This window comes from Aggregatibacter sp. Marseille-P9115 (assembly GCF_920939465.1).
GTDB classification, from domain to species: domain Bacteria; phylum Pseudomonadota; class Gammaproteobacteria; order Enterobacterales; family Pasteurellaceae; genus Aggregatibacter; species Aggregatibacter segnis_B.
In genome coordinates, this window is the sequence record NZ_OV100759.1 from 1,139,397 (window position 1) to 1,162,229 (window position 22,833).

Consider the following 22,833-nt stretch of genomic DNA (forward strand, 5'->3'; position numbering starts at 1 on the left):
CAGTTATATTTTGATAGAGATGCCTTCCCAAGGCAATCGGGATTTAACAGCCCAAAATTCAGCTTAATTATATAAGAATGTTGTAACACTGAGTATGGCTGATTTTGAATGTTTTCATTAAATTATGATCCATATCAGGTTTTAAACAAAATTTTGATGGTTATTTCAACAAAATCAACATTCTCCGTAGAAACAATAACTTTTGATAAATAGTCAAAGTAAAGTTATACTTGAGCCCTTATTTTTAAACCTAATTATTGAGAAATATATGGAAGAATTTATGCCAATGGCAATTGAATTTGCCAAAAATCATTCTTTAATTGTTGTTGCTTGGGTGGCTATTTTTCTAATGGTTATCTACCACTTCATCAAATCAGCCACCAGCAAAACGAAAGTGATTGAAAATACTGAAGCCATTGCGTTAATCAACAACCAAAATGCTGTTATTATTGATTTACGCTCAATGGATGACTTTAATAAAGGCCATATCATTAACAGTTTAAACCTGCTTCCTACCGAAATAAAAAATCACAATGTTGGTAAAATCGAACAACATAAAGAAACGCCTGTTATTTTAGTTTGTGCCAACGGTGTGACTTCCGCTTCTTCTGCTGAAATTTTGGCAAAACAAGGATTTAGTCACGTTTATTCCTTGAAAGAAGGCATTGCAGGCTGGCGAGCAGCAAATTTACCTTTAGTTAAAAAATAAATAAGGACACAAAAATGACCGAAGAAAACAAAGATGTTGTAAACAACGAGGAACAAGAAGTCCAAGCAGTACTTCAAATTCAACGTATTTATGTCAAAGACGTTTCTTTTGAAGCACCTAATTTGCCACACATTTTCAATCAAGAGTGGAAACCAAAACTGGCTTTTGATTTATCTACTGAAACCGTTAAATTAGCCGATGATTTATACGAAGTTTGTTTAAATATTTCCGTTGAAACCACTTTGGAAGATTCCGGCGATGTGGCTTTTATTTGTGAAGTAAAACAAGCCGGTGTATTTACCATTAGCGGTTTAGAAGATATGCAAATGGCACATTGCTTAACTGCTCAATGCCCAAATATGTTATTCCCTTACGCCCGTGAATTGGTTTCCAACTTAGTCAACCGTGGCACTTTCCCTGCATTAAATCTTTCTCCGGTTAACTTCGATGCTTTGTTTGTTGAATATTTACAACGTCAACAACAAGAGCAAGAATCTGCCGAGCAAGCAAAAGCAAATTAATCTCAAAAAACCCACTTTTGATAAAGTGGGTTCTATTTTTTCGTTACTCTCATTTTTATCCGTCAAGGAGTCAATGATGAATACGACCTTAACTCATTCTTCTATTACCGTATTAGGCGCCGGTTCTTTTGGTACCGCCTTGGCTATCGCATTTTCCCGCAATGGACATTTAACCCGTCTTTGGGGACATAATCCGACAAAAATGCAAAAACTTGATAGCGAGCGACAAAATACAGAATTTTTACCAGAGATTGTTTTTCCCGATTCGTTACAAATAGAAACGGATTTAGCCAAAGCCATTCAAGCTTCACGCGATTTATTATTAGCTGTTCCCAGTCATTGTTTTGGTGAAATTCTCGATCAAATTCGACCGCACTTACGTCCTGATAGCCGTATTGTTTGGGCTACAAAAGGCTTAGAAAGAGATACCGGTCGTTTGTTGGAAGACGTTATTAAAGAAAAATTAGGCAACCACTATCCTTTAGCGGTGCTTTCCGGTCCAACCTTTGCCAAAGAATTGGCTTCAGGTCTCCCGACAGCAATTACCTTAGCTTCCAACGATGAAGAATTTGCATTGCAATTTCAAGCGCGCATTCATTGCAGCAAACATTTTCGCGTTTACATTAATAACGATATGCTTGGTGTACAACTTGGCGGTGCCATTAAAAACGTCATTGCCATTGGCGCAGGAATGTCCGACGGCATGGGATTTGGCGCAAATGCTAGAACAGCACTTATCACGCGCGGTATTGCCGAAATATCTCGTTTAGGTATCGCTCTAGGCGCAAATCCAAATACTTTTATGGGTATGTCCGGCTTAGGTGATCTCGTTTTAACCTGTACGGATAACCAGTCCCGTAACCGTCGTTTCGGTATGATGTTAGGGCAAGGTTTTTCCGCTCAAACAGCAATGGATAATATCGGTCAAGTAGTAGAAGGTTTCTATAATACTAAGGAAGCCCATTTACTTGCACAACGACACGGCATTGAAATGCCTATCACTGAACAAATTTACCAAGTCCTGTTCTGTGGCAAAAATGCGAAAGAAGCCGCATTGAGTTTATTAGGTAGAGAACGTAAAGAGGAATAATCCATGTCATCAACGGTTTGGCAAAATATTCGTCAGGAAGCAAAAGAGTTAGTGGATAACGAACCTATGCTTGCCAGTTTTTTCCATTCAACGATTTTAAAACATCATAATTTAGGCAGTGCATTAAGTTACATTTTAGCCAACAAATTAGCTAACACGATTATGCCGGCTATTGCACTACGCGAAATTATCGAAGAAACCTATCAGGAAAAACCAAGCATTATTGAATGTGCCGCTTTTGATATTCAAGCCGTTCGTCAACGAGATCCGGCGGTAGAACTTTGGTCAACCCCTTTGCTTTATTTAAAAGGGTTTCACGCTATTCAAAGTTATCGTATTACCCATCATTTATGGCAACAAAACCGCAAAGCACTAGCTATTTATTTGCAAAACCAAATTTCCGTTGCGTTTGACGTGGACATTCACCCTGCTGCCAAAATAGGCCATGGCATTATGTTCGACCATGCCACCGGTATTGTTGTCGGCGAAACCTCCGTGATTGAAAATAACGTGTCTATTCTACAAGGTGTCACCCTAGGAGGTACCGGAAAAGAATGTGGTGATCGTCATCCAAAAATTCGTGAAGGCGTGATGATTGGTGCGGGTGCAAAAATTTTGGGCAATATTGAAGTGGGTAAATACGCCAAAATCGGCGCGAATTCTGTTGTATTACAACCTATCCCCGACTATGCCACCGCCGCAGGCGTACCAGCACGAATTATAGGAAAAGATAAAGACGCCAAACCGGCATTTGAAATGAACCAAAATTTTATTGATTTAGGAATGGAATTGAATATTTAGGCTCAACAAGGATCTCAAGGTTGAGCCTAAAACATCTTCAAAAGTGACCGCTCTTTAACGTTTGTTAAGCGCCGATTAAACGTGAAAGTGCGGTGTCTTTCCGGTCTAAATAATGGGTGGATTGAATACGGCGAATTGTTCTGGATTTTCCTCGAATTAATAAGGTTTCCGTGGTTGCCAGATTGCCTTTACGATGAATACCTTTTAATAGGTCACCATTAGTAATTCCGGTGGCCGCAAAAACTAAATTGTCGTCACGCACTAATTGTTCAAGCTGTAATACCGTATTTACTTGAACACCCATTTCTTCACAACGACGTATTTCTTCTGCTGCCAACGCATTATTTTCCGGTGTTTCCCCTTTAACGACATTTCTTGGTAATAAACGGGATTGCATATCCCCCCCTAAAGCTCGAATTGCCGCCGCCGCAATAACCCCTTCCGGTGCACCGCCAATACCATACACCATGTCAATTTCCGCTTCCGGTAAACAACATAATACCGATGCCGCAATATCACCATCTGGAATAGTAAATACACGTACGCCTAATTGATGCATTTTATCAATGACGTCTTTATGACGTGGTTTATCTAAAATGGTTACCGTTAAGTCAGATAATAATTTACCTAATTTAGAGGCGACTCGACGCAAGTTTTGTTCAAGCGGTAAATTTAAATCGATAATGCCTTTTGCTTCTGGGCCAACTACCATTTTTTCCATATACATATCAGGCGCTTTTAAAAAAGTATTTTTCCCCCCTGCCGCCAATACGGAAATGGCATTAGTTTGCCCCATTGCCGTCATACGTGTGCCATCAATTGGATCAACAGCAATCGACACTAACTCACCCATGCCGGATCCCACTTTTTCACCAATATACAGCATTGGTGCTCGATCAATTTCACCTTCTCCAATAACGACTTCTGCATCCATATGGACTAAATTCAACATATAACGCATCGCTTTCACGGCGGCATCATCAGCCGAATTTTTATCACCGCGACCTAACCAAGCAAAACCCGCTAATGCCGCTACTTCTGTTACTCTTGAAAACTCAATGGCTAATGATCTGTTCATGGAAATTCCTTAAAAATGAGAAGTAAAAAATCGGCTTATTTTATCACTAAGCAAACGTTTGCATACCAAAAACATCAAGAAATTTTCTAAGGGGTAATTAATTCAAAGATTATTTGATTCTCCACTTTTATAAAACCAATTAACTAGGTAGAATAAAGCCACTTTTATCCATTTGTTTTAGAGGAAATTACCATGTCATTTGAAGTATTAGATCAATTAGAAAACAAAATTAAGCAAACTGTTGAAACCATTCAATTACTTCAATTAGAAGTTGAAGAATTAAAAGAAAAAAACAACAAATCACAACAAGAAAACGATGCATTACGTGGTGAAAACGAACAGTTAAGAAACGAACAGCAAAATATTCAAGAGCGTTTACGTTCTATCATAGGTATGACTGACGGTATCTAATCGATTAATAAAAAACAAAGGCTTAGTTAATCTAAGCCTTCTTTTTTTGGAGAAAAAAATGCAACCTAAAATTTGCTTAATCACCGGCAGCACCTTAGGCAGTGCCGAATATGTTGCCGAACACTTAGAAAATCTATTACAACAACAGGGTTTCAGTACCGAATTACATCATGGCCCTACATTGAATGAGGTTATCAATGAAAAATTATGGTTGGTGGTAACCTCTACCCATGGCGCGGGAGAACTGCCGGATAACCTCAAACCTTTATTTGAAACTCTTGATACAAGTAATATAGATCTTTCAACGTTGAAATTTGCGGTGATCGGTTTAGGAAATTCCGATTACGACACCTTTTGCTTTGCCGTGGATACGGTAGAACAACATTTATTGGCAAAAAGTGCGGTCAAAATTACCGACGCTTTGCGGATTGACGTCTTAACAGAAACCGACCAAGAACAATACGCAGAGGACTGGTTGCCTAATTTTACGAATAAAATTTCATCAATTTAGTTTTCATAAAATCAATTAATAAGAAAAAACACTTGTGGATAACTTAACATAAAATTGTGAGAAATCTGTTTTTATAACATGAGTAACTTTTTCAAAAGATCATATTGTGGATAAAACACGAAGTTATACACAAGAATTGATATGTAGGATCTGTACGATCTTAACAGTTTTAAAAATGATCTATTTTCTTCATTTACAACATAAAAAAGATCTTATTCAAGTTATTCAGCGATCCTAATAATAGTAATAATAAAATAGATCTTTATATAAAGATCTTACTCTTATTAGCAAGAGATCCTTTTTACGATCTCTCTTTCTCTTTCAATGAAACTGACCTTTTAACAAAACAAGATTTTCAGTAAAATAGCGACCAATTTTTTTAAAGGATCAAAAGATCCGTACCTCATTCAAAATAGAGATCATTCATAATCATGTTTTACACTGAAACCTATGATGTCATCGTGATCGGTGGCGGTCATGCAGGGACTGAAGCCGCATTGGCGCCTGCTCGTATGGGATTAAAAACCCTATTACTTACGCATAATGTAGATACCTTAGGACAAATGTCTTGTAATCCGGCAATTGGCGGAATAGGAAAAGGCCATTTAGTAAGGGAAATTGATTCCATGGGCGGTTTAATGGCAACAGCGGCAGATCAGGCGGGAATTCAATTTCGTACACTGAATAGCAGTAAAGGTCCTGCTGTACGGGCAACACGTGCACAGGCAGATCGTGTGTTGTATCGTCAGGCTGTAAGAATAGCCCTTGAAAATCAACCTAATTTAGATATTTTCCAACAAGAAGTCAGCGATATTTTAGTAGAGCAAGATCGTGCTACCGGTGTCGTGACGAAAATGGGACTGAAATTTCATGCTAAATCAGTAATTTTAACTGCCGGCACGTTCTTAGCCGGTAAGATCCACATTGGTTTAGAAAATTACGAAGGGGGACGTGCGGGGGATCCGGCTTCTGTTACTCTCTCTCATCGTTTAAGAGATCTTGGTTTACGTGTAGATCGTTTAAAAACCGGAACACCCCCACGTATTGATGCACGTACCATTGATTTTTCCGTGCTTGCTAAACAACATGGCGATGCAGAGTTGCCGGTATTTTCTTTTATGGGATCCGTTGATCAGCATCCTCGCCAAATTCCCTGTTTTATTACACATACAAATGAAAAAACGCACGAAGTGATCCGTAATAATTTAGATCGCAGCCCTATGTACACAGGCGTTATCGAAGGAATTGGTCCGCGTTATTGCCCATCTATCGAAGATAAAGTGATGCGTTTTGCTGATCGTAATTCGCATCAAATTTATTTAGAACCGGAAGGTTTAACCACAAATGAAATTTATCCGAACGGGATTTCCACCAGTTTGCCATTTGACGTGCAAATGGGCATTGTGAACTCCATGAAAGGGTTGGAAAATGCGCGCATTATTAAGCCCGGTTATGCCATTGAATATGATTATTTTGACCCACGTGATTTAAAACCAACGTTAGAAACCAAATCCATTCAAGGTTTATTCTTTGCCGGTCAAATTAACGGGACGACCGGTTATGAAGAGGCCGCCTCTCAAGGGTTGTTAGCGGGAATTAACGCCGGTCTTTATGTGCAGGAAAAAGAAGCTTGGTTTCCACGCCGTGACCAGGCTTACATGGGTGTGTTGGTGGATGATCTTTGCACGCTTGGCACCAAAGAACCTTATCGCGTATTCACGTCCCGAGCGGAATATCGTTTGCTATTGCGTGAAGATAATGCCGACATTCGTTTGACACCGATTGCCCATGAATTAGGGTTAATTGATGAAGCCCGTTGGGCACGTTTCAATCAGAAAATGGAAAACATTGAACAAGAACGTCAGCGTTTACGTAGTATTTGGTTACATCCGCGTTCAGAATATTTAGAAGAAGCCAACCAGGTATTGGGTAGTCCGTTGGTGCGTGAAGCCAGTGGTGAAGATTTATTGCGTCGTCCGGAAATAAATTATCAAATTTTGACCGCACTTACGCCGTTTCAGCCGCCGATGGCCGATAAAGAAGCGATTGAACAAGTGGAAATTGCGATTAAATATCAAGGGTATATTGAACATCAGCAAGACGAAATCGAAAAACAAAAACGTCACGAAAATACAGCAATACCGCCGAATTTTGATTATTCTAAAGTTGCCGGATTATCCAATGAAGTTCGCTTTAAATTGGAACAACACCGTCCGGTATCTATTGGACAAGCCAGCCGTATTTCCGGTATTACGCCTGCGGCGATTTCCATTATTTTGGTGAATTTGAAAAAGCAAGGCATGTTGAAACGTGGTGAGTAATGACTAATTTAGAGATTCAGTTGGCGGATAAACTAAAAACGTTGCTAAAACAGACCGCACTTTCTGTGACTGAACAACAGCAACAACAATTAGTTAAGTTGGTTTTATTGATCGATAAATGGAATAAGGCATATAACTTGACTTCTGTGCGTGATCCGCAAGAAATGTTGGTTAAACATATTTTAGACAGTATTGTGGTTAGCCCTTATTTACAAGGTAACCGTTTTATTGATGTCGGCACCGGCCCGGGGTTGCCTGGACTGCCTTTAGCGATTGTTAACCCTGAAAAGCATTTTGTATTGCTGGATAGTTTAGGTAAACGTATTAGTTTTATTCGTAATGCTATTCGTGAGTTGGGGCTAACTAATGTAGAACCAGTACTAAGCCGAGTAGAAGATTATCATCCCGATCATCAATTTGATGGCGTGTTAAGTCGTGCTTTTGCTTCCTTGAAAGACATGACGGAGTGGTGTCATCATTTACCTAAATCGGATGGATTATTTTATGCGCTAAAGGGTCTTTATCACGAAGAAGAAGTGAAAGAATTAAATCCTCAATTTAAGGTGAAAAATGTCATTAAATTAGAGGTTCCCGAACTAACCGGGGAGCGGCATCTCGTCATTTTGTGATGATTTGTTTAAAGTGTGATTTATTTAACACTTTTTTTACTGTTTTATGTTGAATCTCTTTAGTTCAAAGGTATAATTAGCCAGTTTTTGCATATAAAAAGTAAAATAATGTCCAGAGTTTTAACGCAGACTAAAAATCGTTATAAAAAAACGATACTAATAGAGATTGGTATCATCCTCATTTTGAGTGTGTTGTTAGCTTTCTGGAATAGAAAAAGTGCGGTTGATTTTAGTTTAGGATTTCTCTGTGCTTTTTTACCTTTTTGTTTTTTTGTTTATGTGGTTTTTTATCGCAAACAACATTTATCAACAAAACTGACCGCACTTTATCGTGGGGAATTTGTTAAATTTATCTTAACAATTATTCTTATCGCTGTAGCATTTAAATGGTTGGTTATAAAAGAATTTATTCTATTTTTTATAGGTTTTTTTATGGCATTAATGTTGAATAATCTTATTCCATTTTTGCTTAATAGGTCTTAATTTTTTATAAAGGGTTACTATGTCTGGACAAACAACCTCTGAATATATCAGTCACCATTTATCATTTTTAAAAAGTGGTGATGGTTTTTGGAATATTCATGTAGATACCTTATTTTTCTCTATCGTATCAGCCATTATTTTCCTTTTCATTTTTTCACGCGTTGCGAAAAAAGCAACGCCGGGCGTGCCAAGCAAAATGCAATGTTTGGTCGAAATTTTAGTGGAATGGATTAATGGTATCGTAAAAGAGAACTTCCATGGTCCACGTAATGTTGTTGCGCCATTGGCGTTAACCATTTTTTGCTGGGTATTCATCATGAATGCCATCGACTTAATCCCGGTGGATTTTCTTCCGCAATTTGCAGGTTTATTTGGTATTCACTATTTGAGAGCTGTGCCAACAGCGGATATTAGTGCGACACTAGGTATGTCAATCTGTGTATTCTTCCTGATTCTTTTCTATACAGTAAAATCTAAAGGTTTTGGCGGATTGGTTAAGGAATATACGTTACACCCATTTAATCATTGGGCGTTTATTCCGGTTAACTTTATTCTTGAAACGGTAACTTTACTGGCTAAACCGATTTCTCTCGCTTTCCGTTTGTTCGGTAATATGTATGCAGGGGAATTGATCTTTATTCTTATCGCTGTGATGTATTCTGCGGATATGGCACTTGCAGCATTGGGAATCCCGTTACACCTCGCTTGGGCTATTTTCCATATTTTGGTTATTACGTTACAAGCATTCATCTTTATGATGTTGACGGTTGTTTATTTGAGTATTGCTTATAACAAAGCAGATCATTAATTTTATTTTTTTATTAACCAGCTCTAGGGCTAAACTTAACTTCTATTGGAGAACATTATGGAAACTGTAATTACAGCTACAATTATCGGTGCATCAATCCTTCTTGCATTCGCTGCATTAGGTACAGCTATCGGCTTTGCTATCTTAGGTGGTAAATTCTTAGAATCTTCTGCCCGTCAACCTGAGCTTGCATCTAGCCTATTAACTAAAATGTTTATCGTTGCAGGTTTATTGGATGCGATTGCGATGATTGCTGTTGGTATTTCTTTACTTTTCATTTTCGCAAACCCATTCATCGGTTTATTACAATAATCACCTTATTTGCTTATCAACGTAAAACAAGCAGATTAAGGAGGACGTTGTGAATTTAAATGCAACATTGATTGGTCAACTTATTGCATTCGCAATTTTCGTGTGGTTCTGCATGAAATTTGTTTGGCCACCAATTATTAATGCAATTGAAAAACGTCAAAGCCAAATTGCGAATGCTTTAGCTTCTGCTGAAGCGGCGAAAAAAGAACAAGCAGATACAAAAGTGCTTGTTGAAAAAGAAATTTCTCAAGCAAAAATTCAAGCCCAAGAAATTTTAGATTTAGCCAATAAACGTCGCAATGAAGTTTTAGACGAAGTGAAGGCAGAAGCCGAAGAACTTAAAGCTAAAATTATTGAACAAGGCTATGCAGAAGTTGAAGCTGAGCGCAAACGTGTTCAAGAAGAATTACGTATTAAAGTTGCGTCTTTGGCTATTGCAGGTGCTGAAAAAATTGTTGGACGTACTGTGGATGAAGCAGCCAACAATGACATTATTGATAAATTAGTTGCAGAACTATAAGAAGGTTGAGCTTATGTCAGAATTAACTACCATAGCTCGCCCTTATGCTAAAGCAGCGTTTGATTTTGCCGTTGAACAAAGTACATCTGACAAAAGTGCGGTGGAAAAATGGAATGAAATGTTAGGTTTTCTTGCTGAGTTAGTGAAAAACGAAGCAATGCAAAGTTACTTAACAAGTTCTTTTTCAGCTCAAAAACTAGCAGATACGGTGATCTCAATTTGTGGTGAACAATTAGATCAATATGGGCAAAACTTAGTTCGGTTAATGGCTGAAAATAAGCGTTTAACTGCCCTTCCGCAAGTTTTTAAGGAATTTCAACATTATGTTGAAGAATATAAGGCTATTGCGGAAGTTAAAGTAACATCGGCTCAACCATTAAGCGCCATGCAACAAGAAAAAATTGCTGCCGCAATGGAAAAAAGATTAGCCCAAAAAGTTAAGTTAAATTGCAACGTTGATAGCTCGCTCATTGCTGGCGTTATCATTCGTACAGAAGATTTTGTGATTGACGGAAGTAGTCGTGGACAACTTGCTCGTTTAGCAAATGAGTTGCAATTATAAGAGGATTAGAAAATGCAACTAAATTCAACTGAAATTAGTGAATTAATAAAAAAACGCATTGCCCAGTTTAATGTAGAAAGTGAAGCGCGTAATACGGGTACAATCGTTTCTGTAAGCGATGGTATTATTCGTATTCATGGGTTAAGCGAAGTAATGCAAGGGGAGATGATTGCACTTCCAGGTAATCGTTACGCGATGGCATTAAACTTAGAAAGAGATTCTGTTGGTGCTGTGGTAATGGGACCTTATGCAGATCTTGCTGAAGGAATGGAAGTTCAATGTACTGGCCGTATTCTTGAAGTACCGGTTGGTCGCGGTTTATTAGGTCGTGTTGTAAACACGCTTGGTCAACCAATTGATGGTAAAGGTGAAATTGAAAATGACGGTTTCTCTCCGGTTGAAGTTATCGCCCCAGGTGTAATTGAACGTAAATCCGTTGATCAACCTGTACAAACCGGTTATAAAGCGGTTGACTCCATGGTACCAATCGGTCGTGGTCAACGTGAATTGATTATCGGTGACCGTCAAACCGGTAAAACAGCATTAGCGATTGATGCCATCATTAACCAACGTAACTCAGGTATTAAATGTATCTATGTTGCGATTGGTCAAAAAGCATCAACTATTGCTAACGTAGTACGTAAATTAGAAGAACATGGCGCACTAGCTAACACTGTCGTCGTTGCTGCGTCTGCATCTGAATCTGCTGCATTGCAATATTTAGCGCCTTATGCCGGTTGTGCAATGGGTGAATATTTCCGTGATCGTGGTGAAGATGCGTTAATCGTTTATGACGATCTTTCCAAACAAGCAGTTGCTTATCGTCAAATTTCCTTATTATTACGTCGTCCGCCAGGTCGTGAAGCATATCCTGGTGACGTATTCTACTTACACTCACGTTTGCTTGAACGTGCTTCTCGTGTAAATGAAGAATACGTAGAAAAATTCACCAAAGGTGAAGTAAAAGGAAAAACCGGTTCTTTAACTGCTCTTCCAATTATTGAAACTCAAGCGGGTGATGTTTCTGCATTCGTTCCTACTAACGTGATTTCTATTACCGATGGTCAGATTTTCTTAGAATCTAACTTGTTTAACTCAGGTATTCGTCCTGCGGTGAACCCAGGTATTTCTGTTTCTCGTGTAGGTGGTTCTGCACAAACTAAAGTTATTAAGAAACTTGCGGGTGGTATTCGTACTGCACTTGCACAATATCGTGAATTAGCGGCATTTGCTCAGTTTGCTTCAGATCTTGATGATGCAACTCGTAAACAACTTTCTCATGGTGAAAAAGTAACCGAATTGTTGAAACAAAAACAATTTTCTCCGCTTTCTGTTGCTGAGCAAGCAGTAGTGTTATTTGCGGTTGAATTTGGTTATTTAAACGATGTTGAGTTATCTAAAATTGCAAGTTTTGAAACCGCACTTCTAGATTATGCAAATCGTAATTATGCCGAGTTTATGCAAGAGCTTACTAAAACCGGTAACTATAATGATGAAATCAAAGATACATTAAAAGGTATTTTAGATAGTTTCAAAGCTAATAGTGCTTGGTAGTAACGGAGAAATAAGATGGCAGGTGCAAAAGAGATAAAAACCAAAATTGCCAGCGTACAAAGTACGCAGAAAATTACTAAGGCAATGGAAATGGTTGCAACCTCGAAAATGCGTAAAACGCAGGACCGTATGGCGGCATCTCGTCCGTATTCTGAAACTATCCGTAGTGTTATCAGCCATGTGTCTAAAGCAAGTATCGGTTATAAACACCCGTTCTTGGTTGAACGGGATGTAAAAAAAGTTGGTATTTTAGTTATTTCTACTGATCGTGGAATGTGTGGTGGTTTAAACGTGAATTTGTTTAAAACCACACTTAACCAAATTAAAGATTGGAAATCACAAAATGCAACAACTGAGCTTGGCTTGATTGGTTCTAAAGGGATTAGTTTTTTCCGTTCCCTTGGTTTTAAGGTAAAAAGCCAACTTTCTGGTTTGGGTGATAACCCTTCTTTAGAAGAATTAATTGGTGTAGCAAATACCATGTTTGATGCTTATCGTAATGGAGAAATTGATGCAATTTATATTGCATACAATAAATTCATTAATACGATGTCGCAAAAACCGGTTGTACAACAATTAGTTCCTTTACCGGAAATGGAAAACGATCACTTAATCGAAAGACAACAGGCATGGGATTATATTTACGAACCTGAACCAAAAGTGTTATTAGACAGCCTTTTAGTTCGTTATTTAGAATCTCAAGTTTATCAAGCGGTTGTAGATAATTTAGCTTCAGAACAAGCGGCTCGAATGGTAGCGATGAAAGCAGCAACAGATAACGCAGGCAATTTAATTAACGACCTGCGGTTGGTGTATAACAAAGCTCGTCAAGCAAGTATCACAAATGAATTAAATGAAATCGTTGCCGGTGCGGCTGCGATTTAATAGAAGAGGAACGGTAATGGCGACAGGTAAAATTGTACAAATCATCGGTGCGGTGATTGACGTCGAATTTCCACAAGATGCAGTACCAAAAGTTTATGATGCATTAAATGTTGAAACAGGTTTGACCCTTGAAGTTCAACAACAATTAGGTGGCGGTGTGGTACGTTGTATCGCATTAGGTGCTTCCGACGGTTTAAAACGTGGTTTGAAAGTAGAAAACACAAACGATCCGATTCAAGTACCGGTAGGTACAAAAACCCTTGGTCGAATTATGAATGTGTTGGGAGACCCAATTGATGAACAAGGACCGATTGGCGAAGAAGAACGTTGGTCTATTCACCGTTCTGCACCAAGCTACGAAGAACAATCAAACAGTACCGAATTATTAGAAACCGGTATCAAAGTTATCGACTTAATTTGCCCGTTTGCAAAAGGGGGGAAAGTTGGTTTATTCGGTGGTGCGGGTGTAGGTAAAACCGTGAATATGATGGAATTAATCCGTAATATTGCGATTGAGCACTCAGGTTACTCCGTATTCGCAGGTGTAGGTGAGCGTACCCGTGAAGGTAATGACTTCTACCATGAAATGAAAGATTCCAACGTATTGGATAAAGTATCTTTGGTTTACGGACAAATGAATGAGCCACCGGGTAACCGTTTACGTGTTGCGTTAACCGGTTTAACTATGGCGGAAAAATTCCGTGATGAAGGTCGTGATGTATTATTCTTCGTGGATAATATCTATCGTTATACTCTTGCTGGTACGGAAGTATCTGCGCTTTTAGGTCGTATGCCATCAGCGGTAGGTTACCAACCGACCCTTGCTGAGGAAATGGGTGTATTACAAGAGCGTATTACTTCAACTAAAACAGGTTCTATCACGTCCGTACAAGCGGTTTACGTGCCTGCGGATGACTTGACTGACCCATCTCCGGCAACAACCTTTGCGCACTTAGACTCAACCGTTGTATTGAGTCGTCAAATTGCGTCTTTAGGTATTTATCCTGCGGTTGACCCATTAGATTCTACATCTCGTCAATTAGACCCATTAGTTGTTGGTCAAGAGCATTATGATGTTGCTCGTGGCGTACAAGGTATCTTACAACGTTATAAAGAATTGAAAGACATTATTGCGATTCTTGGTATGGATGAATTATCTGAAGAAGATAAATTGGTTGTAGCGCGTGCGCGTAAGATCGAACGTTTCTTATCACAACCGTTCTTCGTTGCTGAAGTATTTAATGGTACACCAGGTAAATACGTTCCGTTAAAAGAAACCATTCGTGGCTTTAAAGGTATTTTAAACGGCGAATACGATCATGTTCCGGAACAAGCGTTCTACATGGTTGGTTCAATTGACGAAGCGCTAGAAAAAGCCAAAAATATGTAATCACTTCAAGCTGATGCATATCAAACTTGAAGGAGAAAAACATGGCAACATTTAATTTAACAGTCGTAAGTGCAGAACAAAAAATCTTTTCCGGTAATGTGAAAAGTGTTCAAGCAACAGGTATTGAGGGTGAGCTTGGTGTTTTACCAGGGCACACCCCTTTATTAACAGCAATCAAGCCAGGTATTGTTAAATTTACTTTAGAAAATGATAATGAAGAAGTTATCTATGTTTCCGGCGGTTTTTTAGAAGTTCAACCAACAATTGTTACTGTTCTTGCGGATGTAGCAATTCGTGGTCAAGAGCTTGATAGCGAGCGTATTCTTGCTGCTAAGAAACGTGCGGAAGAAAACATTCGTCAACATCACCATGATGCTGATTACGAATTGTTAATGTCTAAACTTTCTAAAGAATTGGCAAAACTTCGTGCTTACGAACTTACTGAGAAGTTAGTGAAATCTAAACGCTAATTTCACCGTACTTTAAAACCTGTATTAAATCTGCATTCTAGAATCGAATTGCTTCGTTATTTAGAATGCAGATTTTTTATTTTCACTTAATAACCAGTATCTGTATCTTTTAATCCGTTTACGATAGCAATACCCGCACTGGCCCCAATACGAGTTGCGCCAGCATTTATCATGGCTAATGCTGTTTGTGTATCACGAATACCACCGGAGGCTTTAACACCAATATTGCCTACAGTTTGTTTCATTAGTGCAACATCTTCTACGGTAGCTCCGCCTTTGTTGAAGCCAGTAGAGGTTTTAACAAAAGCCACTTGCAATGCTTTACAAATTTCACAAGCATGGACAATTTCTTCTTTGGTAAGCAAGCAAGTTTCCAGAATTACTTTTAGTGGTACGCCATGACAGGCATTAAGAACACCTTGAATATCTTCTTTTACAGCTTGCCATTTTCCCGATTTAATCCAGCCAACGTTAATTACCATATCAATTTCATTTGCGCCGGCAGCAATGGCCTGTTCTGTTTCAAACGCTTTTACTGAAGTTAAATTGGCACCTAGCGGAAATCCTACAACCGTACAGATTTTTACGTTGGAATGCGCTAATTTTTGTTTTGCTAAAGGAATGTAGTCGGAATTAATGCATACAGAAAAGAATTGGTGGGCAATAGCTTCCTTACAAAGTTTCAAAATATCTGTTTCGCTCTTTTCCGCGGTTAGTGCAGTGTGATCAATATAATGTGCAATTTGTTTTGCTTCCATTTGTATTTCCTCCTTAGAAAAATAATTCAACAATTATAACTAAAATAAATTTAATGAACGTGATCCATTTAACGTTTCTAAGGTTTTGCTGTAAGTGAGAATAATCTTTGTGCTTTTTATTATGGGTATGAAGAAAAAGAGGGAGAAAGTGCGGTGGGTTTTTACCGTGTTTTTCGTTGCAATATTCCGTTAGAATGTGTTGAGAACAGTGTTTTCGCCTGCGTGGCTATTAAAATGTTATATGAGGTTGTAATGAAAAAATGGTGGCGATATGCCTTGTTTGCTTTATTTGTGTTAGTGGTTGGGGTGTGTTCTCTGCCATGGTGGTTGACGCCCAAACAGGTGGAACAAATGGCTAACCATTTTTTATTGCCTGAATACCGTTTACAGCTTTCAGATCAATGGCTGATGCAAAGTAGTGAACTACAACTTTCTGAATTACAGTTGGCTACCTCAGAATGCACGCTTGCTACGTTACAAAATGTTCGTTTGAATTGGTGGCCGCCTCGTCTTGAGGTGGAAAGTGCGGTACTGGATTATGCTTGTTTTGACTATTTGCCTGTGAGTGAAGAGACAAAAACACCGCCAAAATTGACCGCACTTTTTGACATGATTCCTGATAGTGAATTGGTTATTGAACATTTACGTATTAAAGGGCTGGATGAAATACAACAACCAATGTTACATCAATTGATTTCCTCTGATATGTCAGTAACCGCGCATTATGATGGTGAACAACTGAAGCTTCATGCTAATACTAGAACGAATGCAGGATTGCTATTACAACATCATTCTACTCTTGTTCGTCAACATTCCTCCTTTCAATGGCATGGACAAACAGATTTTCATCCCTCTACCACAGAGAACTATCATTTAAATTTCACATTGCAACTTAATGATGAATTATGGCAGCCGCCTTCACAGGGGGACATTATTCTGGATTGGCAGAATTCGCAATGGACGGTAGAAAAAGGACATTTTCAATTTGTTTGGAATGGGGTTGAGGGAAAAATAACCGCGCAAGATTTAACTCGAAATGCTCCTTTGCTTGATGTTCCTTTTACTTTTACGGAGAGCGGATTGGATATTTCTTGGGGGACTTTTTATTGGACGTTTGATGGATATCAGCCGATAAAAGGCTTCTTAGGGTTGGCTGTTCGTAAACCCAAAGAAGGTTGGTTACCTTTAGGCTTAGATTTAAATGTTATATTGCAAACCTTTGGCGAACAAGGTAAAGGAGAAATTGTCATTTCGGGCAAAAATGGAGAGATAGGCGGCGGTGAAAATAAAAATTCTCTTTTCTTTGAGATGATGACTCGGGGGGATTTACGTTATAACAATACAGTGGCGCAAACGAACTTGAAATATCATATTGGTGGTGACTTTGATTTGCCTTTATTGCGTTTTTACCCCGGCTCTATTTTTAAAATGGATAATTTACAGTCTGACTCAAAAATCCATGTGCGCGTACCTTTAGATGATGTTCTAATTGGGCGATATGGCTTAGAAGGGCGATTGCAAGCAACGTTACAAGGATTTACACCACAATTTGAACAATTGGATTTGAAATTAGATGGGTTGGCCCATGAGTTTATTGCCGGTATTAAAACAATTTTTGAATTGCGTGATGAGCGACAAAAACTTCGCGTAGCTGAATTGCAGGCAGCAAATCGTTGGGATTGGACAATTGAAGGTGATGCTCTGTGGAAATCTTTAAAAACACCGGTAAATATGAAAGGTATTGGTTTTTGGGAGGGGGATCATATTGAGCTTAACCAACTTTTTGTGCATTCTGGAAAAGTGAGTATTGATGGCGTCAAAATGGCACCTCTTTCTTTAGAGCTGAAAGATTGTTTACGTTGGAATTACGAAAAAAAACACATTCGAGGATTGATGCAAGCAAAAACCGATTGGATTGAATTTGCCTATGGTGGACGGTTTGAAAAACCGGTTTTTGGTTTAGGGATTGATGGAAAAAGCATCGATCACTTTAATGCTGCAGGCGATTTAAAAGCGGGTTCACTTGGTCCGTTAGATTTGTTTGCAACATATGAAAATAACGTGCTTAGCGGAAAAATTAGTTGGAAGGAACAATCTGCGAAAGTTTTCCAATCCTTGTTTCCGCGACAATGGGAATGGATTATCCACCAAGGCAGTATTAAAGGCGAAAGTGATTTTGTTATTAATGGTGGCGGTATTGCCATGACCGGTATATTAAATTTACACCATGGTAAAATCACCATGCCGGATGGTGAAATTGAGGGACTTAATATTTCTTTTCCTTTGAATTATCAAAACCTTAAATTACAGCTTAAATCAAACCAACCGATTAACTTTTCTGTTAAAAATATGAGAATAGGGGCGCTGACAACACATAATGGAACGTTTGATATATTCGGCACTTATCCTTATTCAGAGCATCATCCGTTAACTTTAAGTAAGGTAAAAATAGGTTTGTTTGATGGAGAATTAACAGTAGATAAGTTGAATTTTCCTCAGCGACAAATGGCATTGCTTTCTTTTAAAAATATTGACTTAGCACAAGTGCTAGAAATGGCGCAGTATAATCAGTTGAGTTTAAACGGGCGGGCAAATGCAACATTTCCTTTTTGGTTGGGACATAAAACGTGTTTGATTTGTAATGGTAAATTGGAGCAAGTAGGTAAATTACACCTTAAAGTGAATGAGAGTGTTGTGGATGGCTTAAAAAAAGGTGGTTGGACAGAAGGTATTTTAGTGGATTTACTTAAAGAATTGGAATTAAACGGCTCTCAGGCTTCCATTGATTTAGCGCCCAATGGGCAAATGACATTACGTGCGACTATCAATGGGTTTAATCCTACTAAGCAAAGCCATCATCCGATAACTTTAAATTATATGCATAGAGAAAATATGTTTGAGTTGTGGGACATGATAGACTACGGCTCGCAATTTGAACAAAAATTACAACATCGACTTTATCGGCAGTTAGAAAAATGAAAAAACACCTGAAAAAATCACCGCACTTTTTTTGCTTATTGCTTTGTTTTGTGCTTGTGGCTTGTACCCCAACGATTCAGCTAGATACGCCTAAAGAAGGCATTACTATCAACATGAATGTAGTAGTAGATCATAATATCACTGTCAAAATGGATGAAAAAACACAAGCGGCAACAGGTGCTAGCGTAAAGTCTTCGGTGAAATAAGGAAATTCCGCATAGGTTCGCACCGTATTATAAGAAATAAAAAGCCTTTAAAACTTTTGTTTTAAAGGCTTTTTATTTTAGTTTATTGGCTGGGGTAATCGGGAGGTTTCTGAACGCTATAAAAAAGAGGTTTTGGGCATTATAAAAAAGCGATTTAACCGGAAGATGATGATGGTTAGAAATGCGAAAAAATTGGCAGTCTCTACGCGTCAGAAACCCCGTGGAGGTGCTATTTCCTCAGGAGCACCTTTCTTCAAGGGTGAATAAATCTGTTTTATCTGCCAACATCACGGTATAAAACGACAACAGAGAAAATCTGCCGTCATCTTGTGCTTGATAGAATTTCGCTAAAAATTCCGTCAGTTTGTCAGGCTCTATGGTGTTCATGCCTTTTACGCGCGGTTTATCAAATTCCCGTTGAATTTCGGCTAGGTTGTTGGTGGCAATCAAGCCACGGTGCAAGGCGTAACGCATAACATGATTTACGTTGTTCAATATTTTCCTGACGGTCTCTAATTTCCCCGCACGCTCTAATGGCTTGAAGGCATTAATGCCAGTAAGTGCGGTTCTGTTTGGCGGCGCTTTCTTGTTTAGCTTGGGCTTCGTAGGTGCGTGGGTCGATATTATTTGCCAATAAGCGCCGATATTCTTCATGCTTGTAGCGCACATCAGCAAGGGATAATTCAGGGTCGCTTCCTAAACCTAATTTATCCCGTTTCTTTGTGATTGGGTGATAGTAATTAAAAATCCATAACTTCGCCCTGGTTGGCTTTATGCGTAGAATAAGACCGCCATTATCGGAAAGCGTATATTCCTTCGATTTGCGCTTCGATTTTCTAATTTCTATTTTAGTTCCTTGCAAAGAACCTATTTATATAAAAATTAGGCAGTAATTAAAAATTCCGCGTCTGGGGAACTGCACGGAGAACTAAAAAATGATTACTAGTAGCTTATGTAGATTTACGATAAATTACAATAAAGCCTTTTAGATACAGGGTTTGTTTGGTGGGTTGTTTATGTGGATTTATGCGGGATGACATGGATTGGCGGAGATCGTAGGAGTTGAATTTATAGTATAAATAATTGTTTTTAAATGATTTAATTTTTACTGTATCTAATTATGGTACTATTTATAGTACTAAAATTTTTTTAATCGTTTATTTTGTCTATTTTTTCACACAATTTTTAAGCTCACGAGGGCTTTTTAAAATTAACCCCATGCAAGCGCTTTTTCCCACGGTTTAACCGGTCGAAAATTTGCTCCCATTCTTCCTTACTCAAAGAGAGAAAAGCCGTACTATACCCACCATGTTTCACGGCATTAAATCGGCTGTTTCGGTAGCTATCTGTTTCGCAATTCATCTTTTCCGCCGTTTTCTATCCAAGATTCAAAGTTGGCTTGCTATCTGTTTCGCAATTCATCTTTTCCTTTCGCATTTCCACCACCGCATAAGAGTTTTTTGACATTATAAAAAGAGAATTCCAACAAATAAAAACGACTGTCTAAGTCATTTTGTTGTATCGGAATAAAACAAAAGGTTATCAATTTGCTAGGACTGTCGGGCTTCAATTGCCATCGTCGCTCACTAGCGTAGATAACCTTTCTGCCGCCAATATTAAAACCCAACCAGATCTAAGTCCATATAATGTCCTGTAACTGCTCAATCTACTCCACTACTTTTGAAAAAAGTCGTTTGCCTGATTGAAGTCTTTTAAAAGTGCGGTCTGTTCTTTTGTTAAATTGGTAGCTTTTGCCAGCTCATTAAACAGCTTTCCACCACCTTTTAACCGCTCCACTAAATCAACACATTCCCCACGCATTTTTAGTTTGTGGTGGAAGTCGTCCGGATAAACTTCAAGGCATTTACGGTTACTATCATGAATTAGCTTAAATTGACGGGAAAGCTGAGCGTACTCAAAGGCTAACGGGTTGAATGATAGTTTCTATTTTTAGTCTCTCTATGCTCGTTTCCTTGCGTATTTTTAACCGATCCAATTTTTGATTGGTTAGTGTTAGTGGAAAGCGCCATTGAGTTAGTTGGTTTCATTTTTGCCCTCCGCTAAAACAGTGATAGTTTCTAAACGTCTGCCGCTAATATCTGTTTCGCCAATCTCGGCTTTTGCTCTGATTTTGGCTTGTAGTGCGTCTCTAAGTGAACAATATTGACCTGCAGTGAACTGGTCGCCGTTGTCATAGGTAAAAACAAGGGTGTAATGGAATTTAGTGTTACTCATCATTTCGCCCCCTGATTTCCACCGTTAAGGTAATAGGTGGCTTCTAGTGATACATTGCGCAATGTGTTTAGAAAATATGCGTTAGCCTGAATTAATGCTCCGATATGTTTTACATTGTCATTGCTCATAGCTTGATGATCAAAGTTTTGCTTACTCTCAGCAAAGAAGCCTAAACGGCTTATCATGTCGCCTAACTCCATCAATCCATATTCGATAGTTCCACAAAGGCATTCACTTTCAGTCTGGATCTTCTCTAAGGTTTCCTCGCTTACTCCGTTACTATTCACTATGTCTTGAAGAATGATTTGAATTGCATCATAACTAAGCATGAGCCACCTCCATTTCAGCAGATACAGAAAGGGAAGTAGTAGCCGCTAAAGTGCGGTTGTTTTTCAGTGGGGGTTGATTGATTCTGCCAACTAATAACAAGGTATTCCCATCAGTAAAACGTGAACGTGCTTGTTGTTCATTATCGGCAAGAAGTCTGATTTTGAGTTCTCAATTATGATTTTTTAAGTTTCAATAGGTATTTATAGGTTAATTTGATAGAAATGAAAAAAGCTCACAGTTCTATGTGAGCTTAATATTTGGATAATAAAACTATTTATCTTCTACTTGTAAATACTCAGCTAAAGGAGCAAATTCAGCCATTATTTTATCTTGCCCTTGTTCGAATATGTTATCTAATAATTTATTAACACATTTAAAGTCTATATTGTCTTTACACTCAGCAAAATCATCTGTTTTTTTCGATACTACTGACACTAAAAATGCAATCTGCCTAATTGAAACTGGAACATTAACAATATGACCTAATTTTAACTCTTCGATCTGCTTCATATAAGATACCAAAGTATCATCAATAATCTCTTTTTTATTAACAAATTCACAATTGTGTAACGCTATAGAATCTTTAATAATCGCTGCTCCAGTACAAGATAGAACAATTTGTGAAAATGTTCGGAAGTCCGCTAGTTTATCTTGCTCAGGCTTTTTAAATCTAGCCTCTACTGTATTAAATTGATATTTGTTCGCTGTTGCGAATGAAACATACGGTTCATCATTAGCTCCTCTATAAATGTCTTTTATTATTCCTTTAACAATGAGTGTTTTATTCTTGTAGAGCTTATCCCCTTTAGTCTTGTTTTCACTATATGTTTTTAAAATAGTTTCAGTATCTATACTTTTTTTTAAACTACGAAGACGTTCATTGTTTTTATAGTCTTCTTCAAATGCGGTTTCACCATTATTAATAAATGATTTTATATCGTCCTCAAAAATTAGACGTATTGCGTTTATTTCTCTATCCGTTGGTTGGAATTTCACTCCCTCAGCAAAAGCAAAACCCGTTATAGATGATAAAATTAGTAATAATATTTTTTTCATTTTATTAGATCCTATTGATTTAAAGCTGTTGATTCTACTATAAACTACTTTTTATGTTTGTAATATATCAAAACATAAGAAAATCCAACTATAAAACAACATAAATTTAGATTTTCTCAAGTATGATTTGGGAACTAAGTTGGTATGATTTTGTAACGTTATTGTTTAAATGTTGAGCTAAAAATACTGTTTTTTCTTTTTGGCGTTATGAAAT

The 22,833-nt window shown here is 38.1% G+C and carries 27 protein-coding genes and 1 pseudogene; 19 read left to right on the forward strand and 9 right to left on the reverse strand.

Going from position 1 to position 22,833, the window contains the following annotated elements; all coding sequences use genetic code 11:
* Positions 1-268: 268 nt before the first annotated feature.
* The 4 genes from LQ983_RS05405 to cysE all read left to right on the forward strand — a co-directional run bounded on the left by LQ983_RS05405 (position 269) and on the right by cysE (position 3,121).
* Positions 269-709, forward strand: a complete 441-nt coding sequence (locus LQ983_RS05405; protein ID WP_230621894.1) for a rhodanese-like domain-containing protein — start codon at positions 269-271, stop codon at positions 707-709.
* Between the two features lie 14 nt (positions 710-723).
* Positions 724-1,230 (forward strand): protein-export chaperone SecB, encoded by a 507-nt coding sequence (gene secB, locus LQ983_RS05410; RefSeq protein WP_006719920.1) that lies wholly within the window; start codon positions 724-726, stop codon positions 1,228-1,230.
* A gap of 76 nt (positions 1,231-1,306) precedes the next feature.
* Complete coding sequence (gene gpsA, locus LQ983_RS05415) at positions 1,307-2,320, forward strand: NAD(P)H-dependent glycerol-3-phosphate dehydrogenase (protein WP_230622611.1); 1,014 nt, start codon at positions 1,307-1,309, stop codon at positions 2,318-2,320.
* A gap of 3 nt (positions 2,321-2,323) precedes the next feature.
* Positions 2,324-3,121 carry a serine O-acetyltransferase gene (gene cysE, locus LQ983_RS05420; RefSeq protein ID WP_230621895.1) on the forward strand — a complete coding sequence of 266 codons (798 nt, stop codon included), beginning with the start codon at positions 2,324-2,326 and terminating at the stop codon, positions 3,119-3,121.
* 64 nt (positions 3,122-3,185) lie between these two features.
* On the opposite strand, the gene glpX is transcribed toward cysE, so the two are convergent.
* Entirely contained in the window at positions 3,186-4,199 is a 1,014-nt protein-coding gene (glpX, locus tag LQ983_RS05425; RefSeq protein WP_230621896.1) for a class II fructose-bisphosphatase, read from the reverse strand.
* Between the two features lie 192 nt (positions 4,200-4,391).
* Here glpX and zapB point away from each other — a divergent pair, with 192 nt between their 5' ends.
* The 13 genes from zapB (at position 4,392) to LQ983_RS05490 (ending at position 15,055) form a co-directional block, all read left to right on the forward strand.
* On the forward strand, positions 4,392-4,610 hold the full coding sequence (gene zapB / locus LQ983_RS05430) for a cell division protein ZapB (RefSeq protein ID WP_006719913.1): 219 nt from the start codon (positions 4,392-4,394) through the stop codon (positions 4,608-4,610).
* Positions 4,611-4,668: 58 nt separating this feature from the next.
* On the forward strand, positions 4,669-5,121 hold the full coding sequence (gene mioC / locus LQ983_RS05435) for an FMN-binding protein MioC (RefSeq protein ID WP_230621897.1): 453 nt from the start codon (positions 4,669-4,671) through the stop codon (positions 5,119-5,121).
* 431 nt (positions 5,122-5,552) lie between these two features.
* Complete coding sequence (gene mnmG / locus LQ983_RS05440; protein ID WP_230621898.1) at positions 5,553-7,442, forward strand: tRNA uridine-5-carboxymethylaminomethyl(34) synthesis enzyme MnmG; 1,890 nt, start codon at positions 5,553-5,555, stop codon at positions 7,440-7,442.
* Positions 7,442-8,071: a 16S rRNA (guanine(527)-N(7))-methyltransferase RsmG gene (gene rsmG / locus LQ983_RS05445; protein ID WP_230621899.1), complete on the forward strand. Its 630-nt coding sequence runs from the start codon at positions 7,442-7,444 to the stop codon at positions 8,069-8,071. The genes mnmG and rsmG overlap by 1 nt, the downstream gene beginning before the upstream one ends.
* A gap of 108 nt (positions 8,072-8,179) precedes the next feature.
* Complete coding sequence (locus tag LQ983_RS05450) at positions 8,180-8,554, forward strand: ATP synthase subunit I (protein ID WP_230621900.1); 375 nt, start codon at positions 8,180-8,182, stop codon at positions 8,552-8,554.
* A gap of 19 nt (positions 8,555-8,573) precedes the next feature.
* Positions 8,574-9,362: a F0F1 ATP synthase subunit A gene (gene atpB / locus LQ983_RS05455; protein ID WP_109433116.1), complete on the forward strand. Its 789-nt coding sequence runs from the start codon at positions 8,574-8,576 to the stop codon at positions 9,360-9,362.
* Between the two features lie 57 nt (positions 9,363-9,419).
* Complete coding sequence (gene atpE, locus LQ983_RS05460; protein WP_005702422.1) at positions 9,420-9,674, forward strand: F0F1 ATP synthase subunit C; 255 nt, start codon at positions 9,420-9,422, stop codon at positions 9,672-9,674.
* A 49-nt stretch (positions 9,675-9,723) separates the two neighbouring features.
* A complete protein-coding gene (atpF, locus tag LQ983_RS05465; RefSeq protein ID WP_111296002.1) occupies positions 9,724-10,194 on the forward strand; it encodes a F0F1 ATP synthase subunit B in 471 nt (156 codons plus the stop codon).
* A 13-nt stretch (positions 10,195-10,207) separates the two neighbouring features.
* On the forward strand, positions 10,208-10,756 hold the full coding sequence (atpH, locus tag LQ983_RS05470) for a F0F1 ATP synthase subunit delta (RefSeq protein WP_048749159.1): 549 nt from the start codon (positions 10,208-10,210) through the stop codon (positions 10,754-10,756).
* 12 nt (positions 10,757-10,768) lie between these two features.
* Positions 10,769-12,310, forward strand: coding sequence for a F0F1 ATP synthase subunit alpha (gene atpA, locus LQ983_RS05475; RefSeq protein ID WP_230621901.1), 1,542 nt, complete (start codon positions 10,769-10,771; stop codon positions 12,308-12,310).
* A 15-nt stretch (positions 12,311-12,325) separates the two neighbouring features.
* Entirely contained in the window at positions 12,326-13,195 is an 870-nt protein-coding gene (gene atpG / locus LQ983_RS05480; RefSeq protein WP_048749161.1) for a F0F1 ATP synthase subunit gamma, read from the forward strand.
* A 16-nt stretch (positions 13,196-13,211) separates the two neighbouring features.
* Positions 13,212-14,585: a F0F1 ATP synthase subunit beta gene (gene atpD, locus LQ983_RS05485; protein ID WP_006719891.1), complete on the forward strand. Its 1,374-nt coding sequence runs from the start codon at positions 13,212-13,214 to the stop codon at positions 14,583-14,585.
* A 41-nt stretch (positions 14,586-14,626) separates the two neighbouring features.
* Positions 14,627-15,055 carry a F0F1 ATP synthase subunit epsilon gene (locus tag LQ983_RS05490; RefSeq protein ID WP_230621902.1) on the forward strand — a complete coding sequence of 143 codons (429 nt, stop codon included), beginning with the start codon at positions 14,627-14,629 and terminating at the stop codon, positions 15,053-15,055.
* 86 nt (positions 15,056-15,141) lie between these two features.
* Here the strand turns inward: LQ983_RS05490 and deoC are convergent, their stop codons facing one another.
* On the reverse strand, positions 15,142-15,813 hold the full coding sequence (gene deoC, locus LQ983_RS05495; protein ID WP_230621903.1) for a deoxyribose-phosphate aldolase: 672 nt from the start codon (positions 15,811-15,813) through the stop codon (positions 15,142-15,144).
* A gap of 252 nt (positions 15,814-16,065) precedes the next feature.
* Here deoC and LQ983_RS05500 point away from each other — a divergent pair, with 252 nt between their 5' ends.
* On the forward strand, positions 16,066-18,792 hold the full coding sequence (locus tag LQ983_RS05500; RefSeq protein WP_230621904.1) for a YdbH family protein: 2,727 nt from the start codon (positions 16,066-16,068) through the stop codon (positions 18,790-18,792).
* Positions 18,789-18,998 (forward strand): YnbE family lipoprotein, encoded by a 210-nt coding sequence (locus LQ983_RS05505; protein WP_230621905.1) that lies wholly within the window; start codon positions 18,789-18,791, stop codon positions 18,996-18,998. The genes LQ983_RS05500 and LQ983_RS05505 overlap by 4 nt, the downstream gene beginning before the upstream one ends.
* A 237-nt stretch (positions 18,999-19,235) precedes the next feature.
* Here LQ983_RS05505 and LQ983_RS05510 read toward each other — a convergent pair whose 3' ends face one another.
* From LQ983_RS05510 to LQ983_RS05540, 7 genes and pseudogenes are all read right to left on the reverse strand, one after another.
* Positions 19,236-19,493, reverse strand: coding sequence for a hypothetical protein (locus LQ983_RS05510; protein ID WP_230621906.1), 258 nt, complete (start codon positions 19,491-19,493; stop codon positions 19,236-19,238).
* Positions 19,494-19,545: 52 nt separating this feature from the next.
* On the reverse strand, positions 19,546-19,860 hold the full coding sequence (locus LQ983_RS05515) for an integrase arm-type DNA-binding domain-containing protein (RefSeq protein WP_230621907.1): 315 nt from the start codon (positions 19,858-19,860) through the stop codon (positions 19,546-19,548).
* A gap of 824 nt (positions 19,861-20,684) precedes the next feature.
* Positions 20,685-20,942, reverse strand: a pseudogene (locus tag LQ983_RS05520) (hypothetical protein); the annotation flags it as partial.
* A 90-nt stretch (positions 20,943-21,032) separates the two neighbouring features.
* A complete protein-coding gene (locus LQ983_RS05525) occupies positions 21,033-21,236 on the reverse strand; it encodes a hypothetical protein (RefSeq protein ID WP_230621908.1) in 204 nt (67 codons plus the stop codon).
* Complete coding sequence (locus LQ983_RS05530) at positions 21,233-21,562, reverse strand: hypothetical protein (RefSeq protein WP_230621909.1); 330 nt, start codon at positions 21,560-21,562, stop codon at positions 21,233-21,235. Before LQ983_RS05530 ends, LQ983_RS05525 begins: the two co-directional genes overlap by 4 nt.
* On the reverse strand, positions 21,555-21,722 hold the full coding sequence (locus LQ983_RS05535) for a host cell division inhibitor Icd-like protein (protein ID WP_230622612.1): 168 nt from the start codon (positions 21,720-21,722) through the stop codon (positions 21,555-21,557). The genes LQ983_RS05530 and LQ983_RS05535 overlap by 8 nt, the downstream gene beginning before the upstream one ends.
* Positions 21,723-21,833: 111 nt before the next feature.
* Entirely contained in the window at positions 21,834-22,619 is a 786-nt protein-coding gene (locus LQ983_RS05540) for an OB-fold putative lipoprotein (RefSeq protein ID WP_230621910.1), read from the reverse strand.
* Positions 22,620-22,833 lie beyond the last annotated feature (214 nt).

Excerpts from the sequence above, each read along its gene's own strand:
- LQ983_RS05405 (WP_230621894.1), top strand. The coding sequence starts at position 269 with ATGGAAGAATTTATGCCAATGGCAATTGAATTTGCCAAAAATCATTCT.
- secB (WP_006719920.1), top strand. The coding sequence starts at position 724 with ATGACCGAAGAAAACAAAGATGTTGTAAACAACGAGGAACAAGAAGTC.
- gpsA (WP_230622611.1), top strand. The coding sequence starts at position 1,307 with ATGAATACGACCTTAACTCATTCTTCTATTACCGTATTAGGCGCCGGT.
- cysE (WP_230621895.1), top strand. The coding sequence starts at position 2,324 with ATGTCATCAACGGTTTGGCAAAATATTCGTCAGGAAGCAAAAGAGTTA.
- glpX (WP_230621896.1), bottom strand. The coding sequence starts at position 4,199 with ATGAACAGATCATTAGCCATTGAGTTTTCAAGAGTAACAGAAGTAGCG.
- zapB (WP_006719913.1), top strand. The coding sequence starts at position 4,392 with ATGTCATTTGAAGTATTAGATCAATTAGAAAACAAAATTAAGCAAACT.
- mioC (WP_230621897.1), top strand. The coding sequence starts at position 4,669 with ATGCAACCTAAAATTTGCTTAATCACCGGCAGCACCTTAGGCAGTGCC.
- mnmG (WP_230621898.1), top strand. The coding sequence starts at position 5,553 with ATGTTTTACACTGAAACCTATGATGTCATCGTGATCGGTGGCGGTCAT.
- rsmG (WP_230621899.1), top strand. The coding sequence starts at position 7,442 with ATGACTAATTTAGAGATTCAGTTGGCGGATAAACTAAAAACGTTGCTA.
- LQ983_RS05450 (WP_230621900.1), top strand. The coding sequence starts at position 8,180 with ATGTCCAGAGTTTTAACGCAGACTAAAAATCGTTATAAAAAAACGATA.
- atpB (WP_109433116.1), top strand. The coding sequence starts at position 8,574 with ATGTCTGGACAAACAACCTCTGAATATATCAGTCACCATTTATCATTT.
- atpE (WP_005702422.1), top strand. The coding sequence starts at position 9,420 with ATGGAAACTGTAATTACAGCTACAATTATCGGTGCATCAATCCTTCTT.
- atpH (WP_048749159.1), top strand. The coding sequence starts at position 10,208 with ATGTCAGAATTAACTACCATAGCTCGCCCTTATGCTAAAGCAGCGTTT.
- atpA (WP_230621901.1), top strand. The coding sequence starts at position 10,769 with ATGCAACTAAATTCAACTGAAATTAGTGAATTAATAAAAAAACGCATT.
- atpG (WP_048749161.1), top strand. The coding sequence starts at position 12,326 with ATGGCAGGTGCAAAAGAGATAAAAACCAAAATTGCCAGCGTACAAAGT.
- atpD (WP_006719891.1), top strand. The coding sequence starts at position 13,212 with ATGGCGACAGGTAAAATTGTACAAATCATCGGTGCGGTGATTGACGTC.
- LQ983_RS05490 (WP_230621902.1), top strand. The coding sequence starts at position 14,627 with ATGGCAACATTTAATTTAACAGTCGTAAGTGCAGAACAAAAAATCTTT.
- deoC (WP_230621903.1), bottom strand. The coding sequence starts at position 15,813 with ATGGAAGCAAAACAAATTGCACATTATATTGATCACACTGCACTAACC.
- LQ983_RS05500 (WP_230621904.1), top strand. The coding sequence starts at position 16,066 with ATGAAAAAATGGTGGCGATATGCCTTGTTTGCTTTATTTGTGTTAGTG.
- LQ983_RS05505 (WP_230621905.1), top strand. The coding sequence starts at position 18,789 with ATGAAAAAACACCTGAAAAAATCACCGCACTTTTTTTGCTTATTGCTT.
- LQ983_RS05525 (WP_230621908.1), bottom strand. The coding sequence starts at position 21,236 with ATGATGAGTAACACTAAATTCCATTACACCCTTGTTTTTACCTATGAC.
- LQ983_RS05530 (WP_230621909.1), bottom strand. The coding sequence starts at position 21,562 with ATGCTTAGTTATGATGCAATTCAAATCATTCTTCAAGACATAGTGAAT.
- LQ983_RS05540 (WP_230621910.1), bottom strand. The coding sequence starts at position 22,619 with ATGAAAAAAATATTATTACTAATTTTATCATCTATAACGGGTTTTGCT.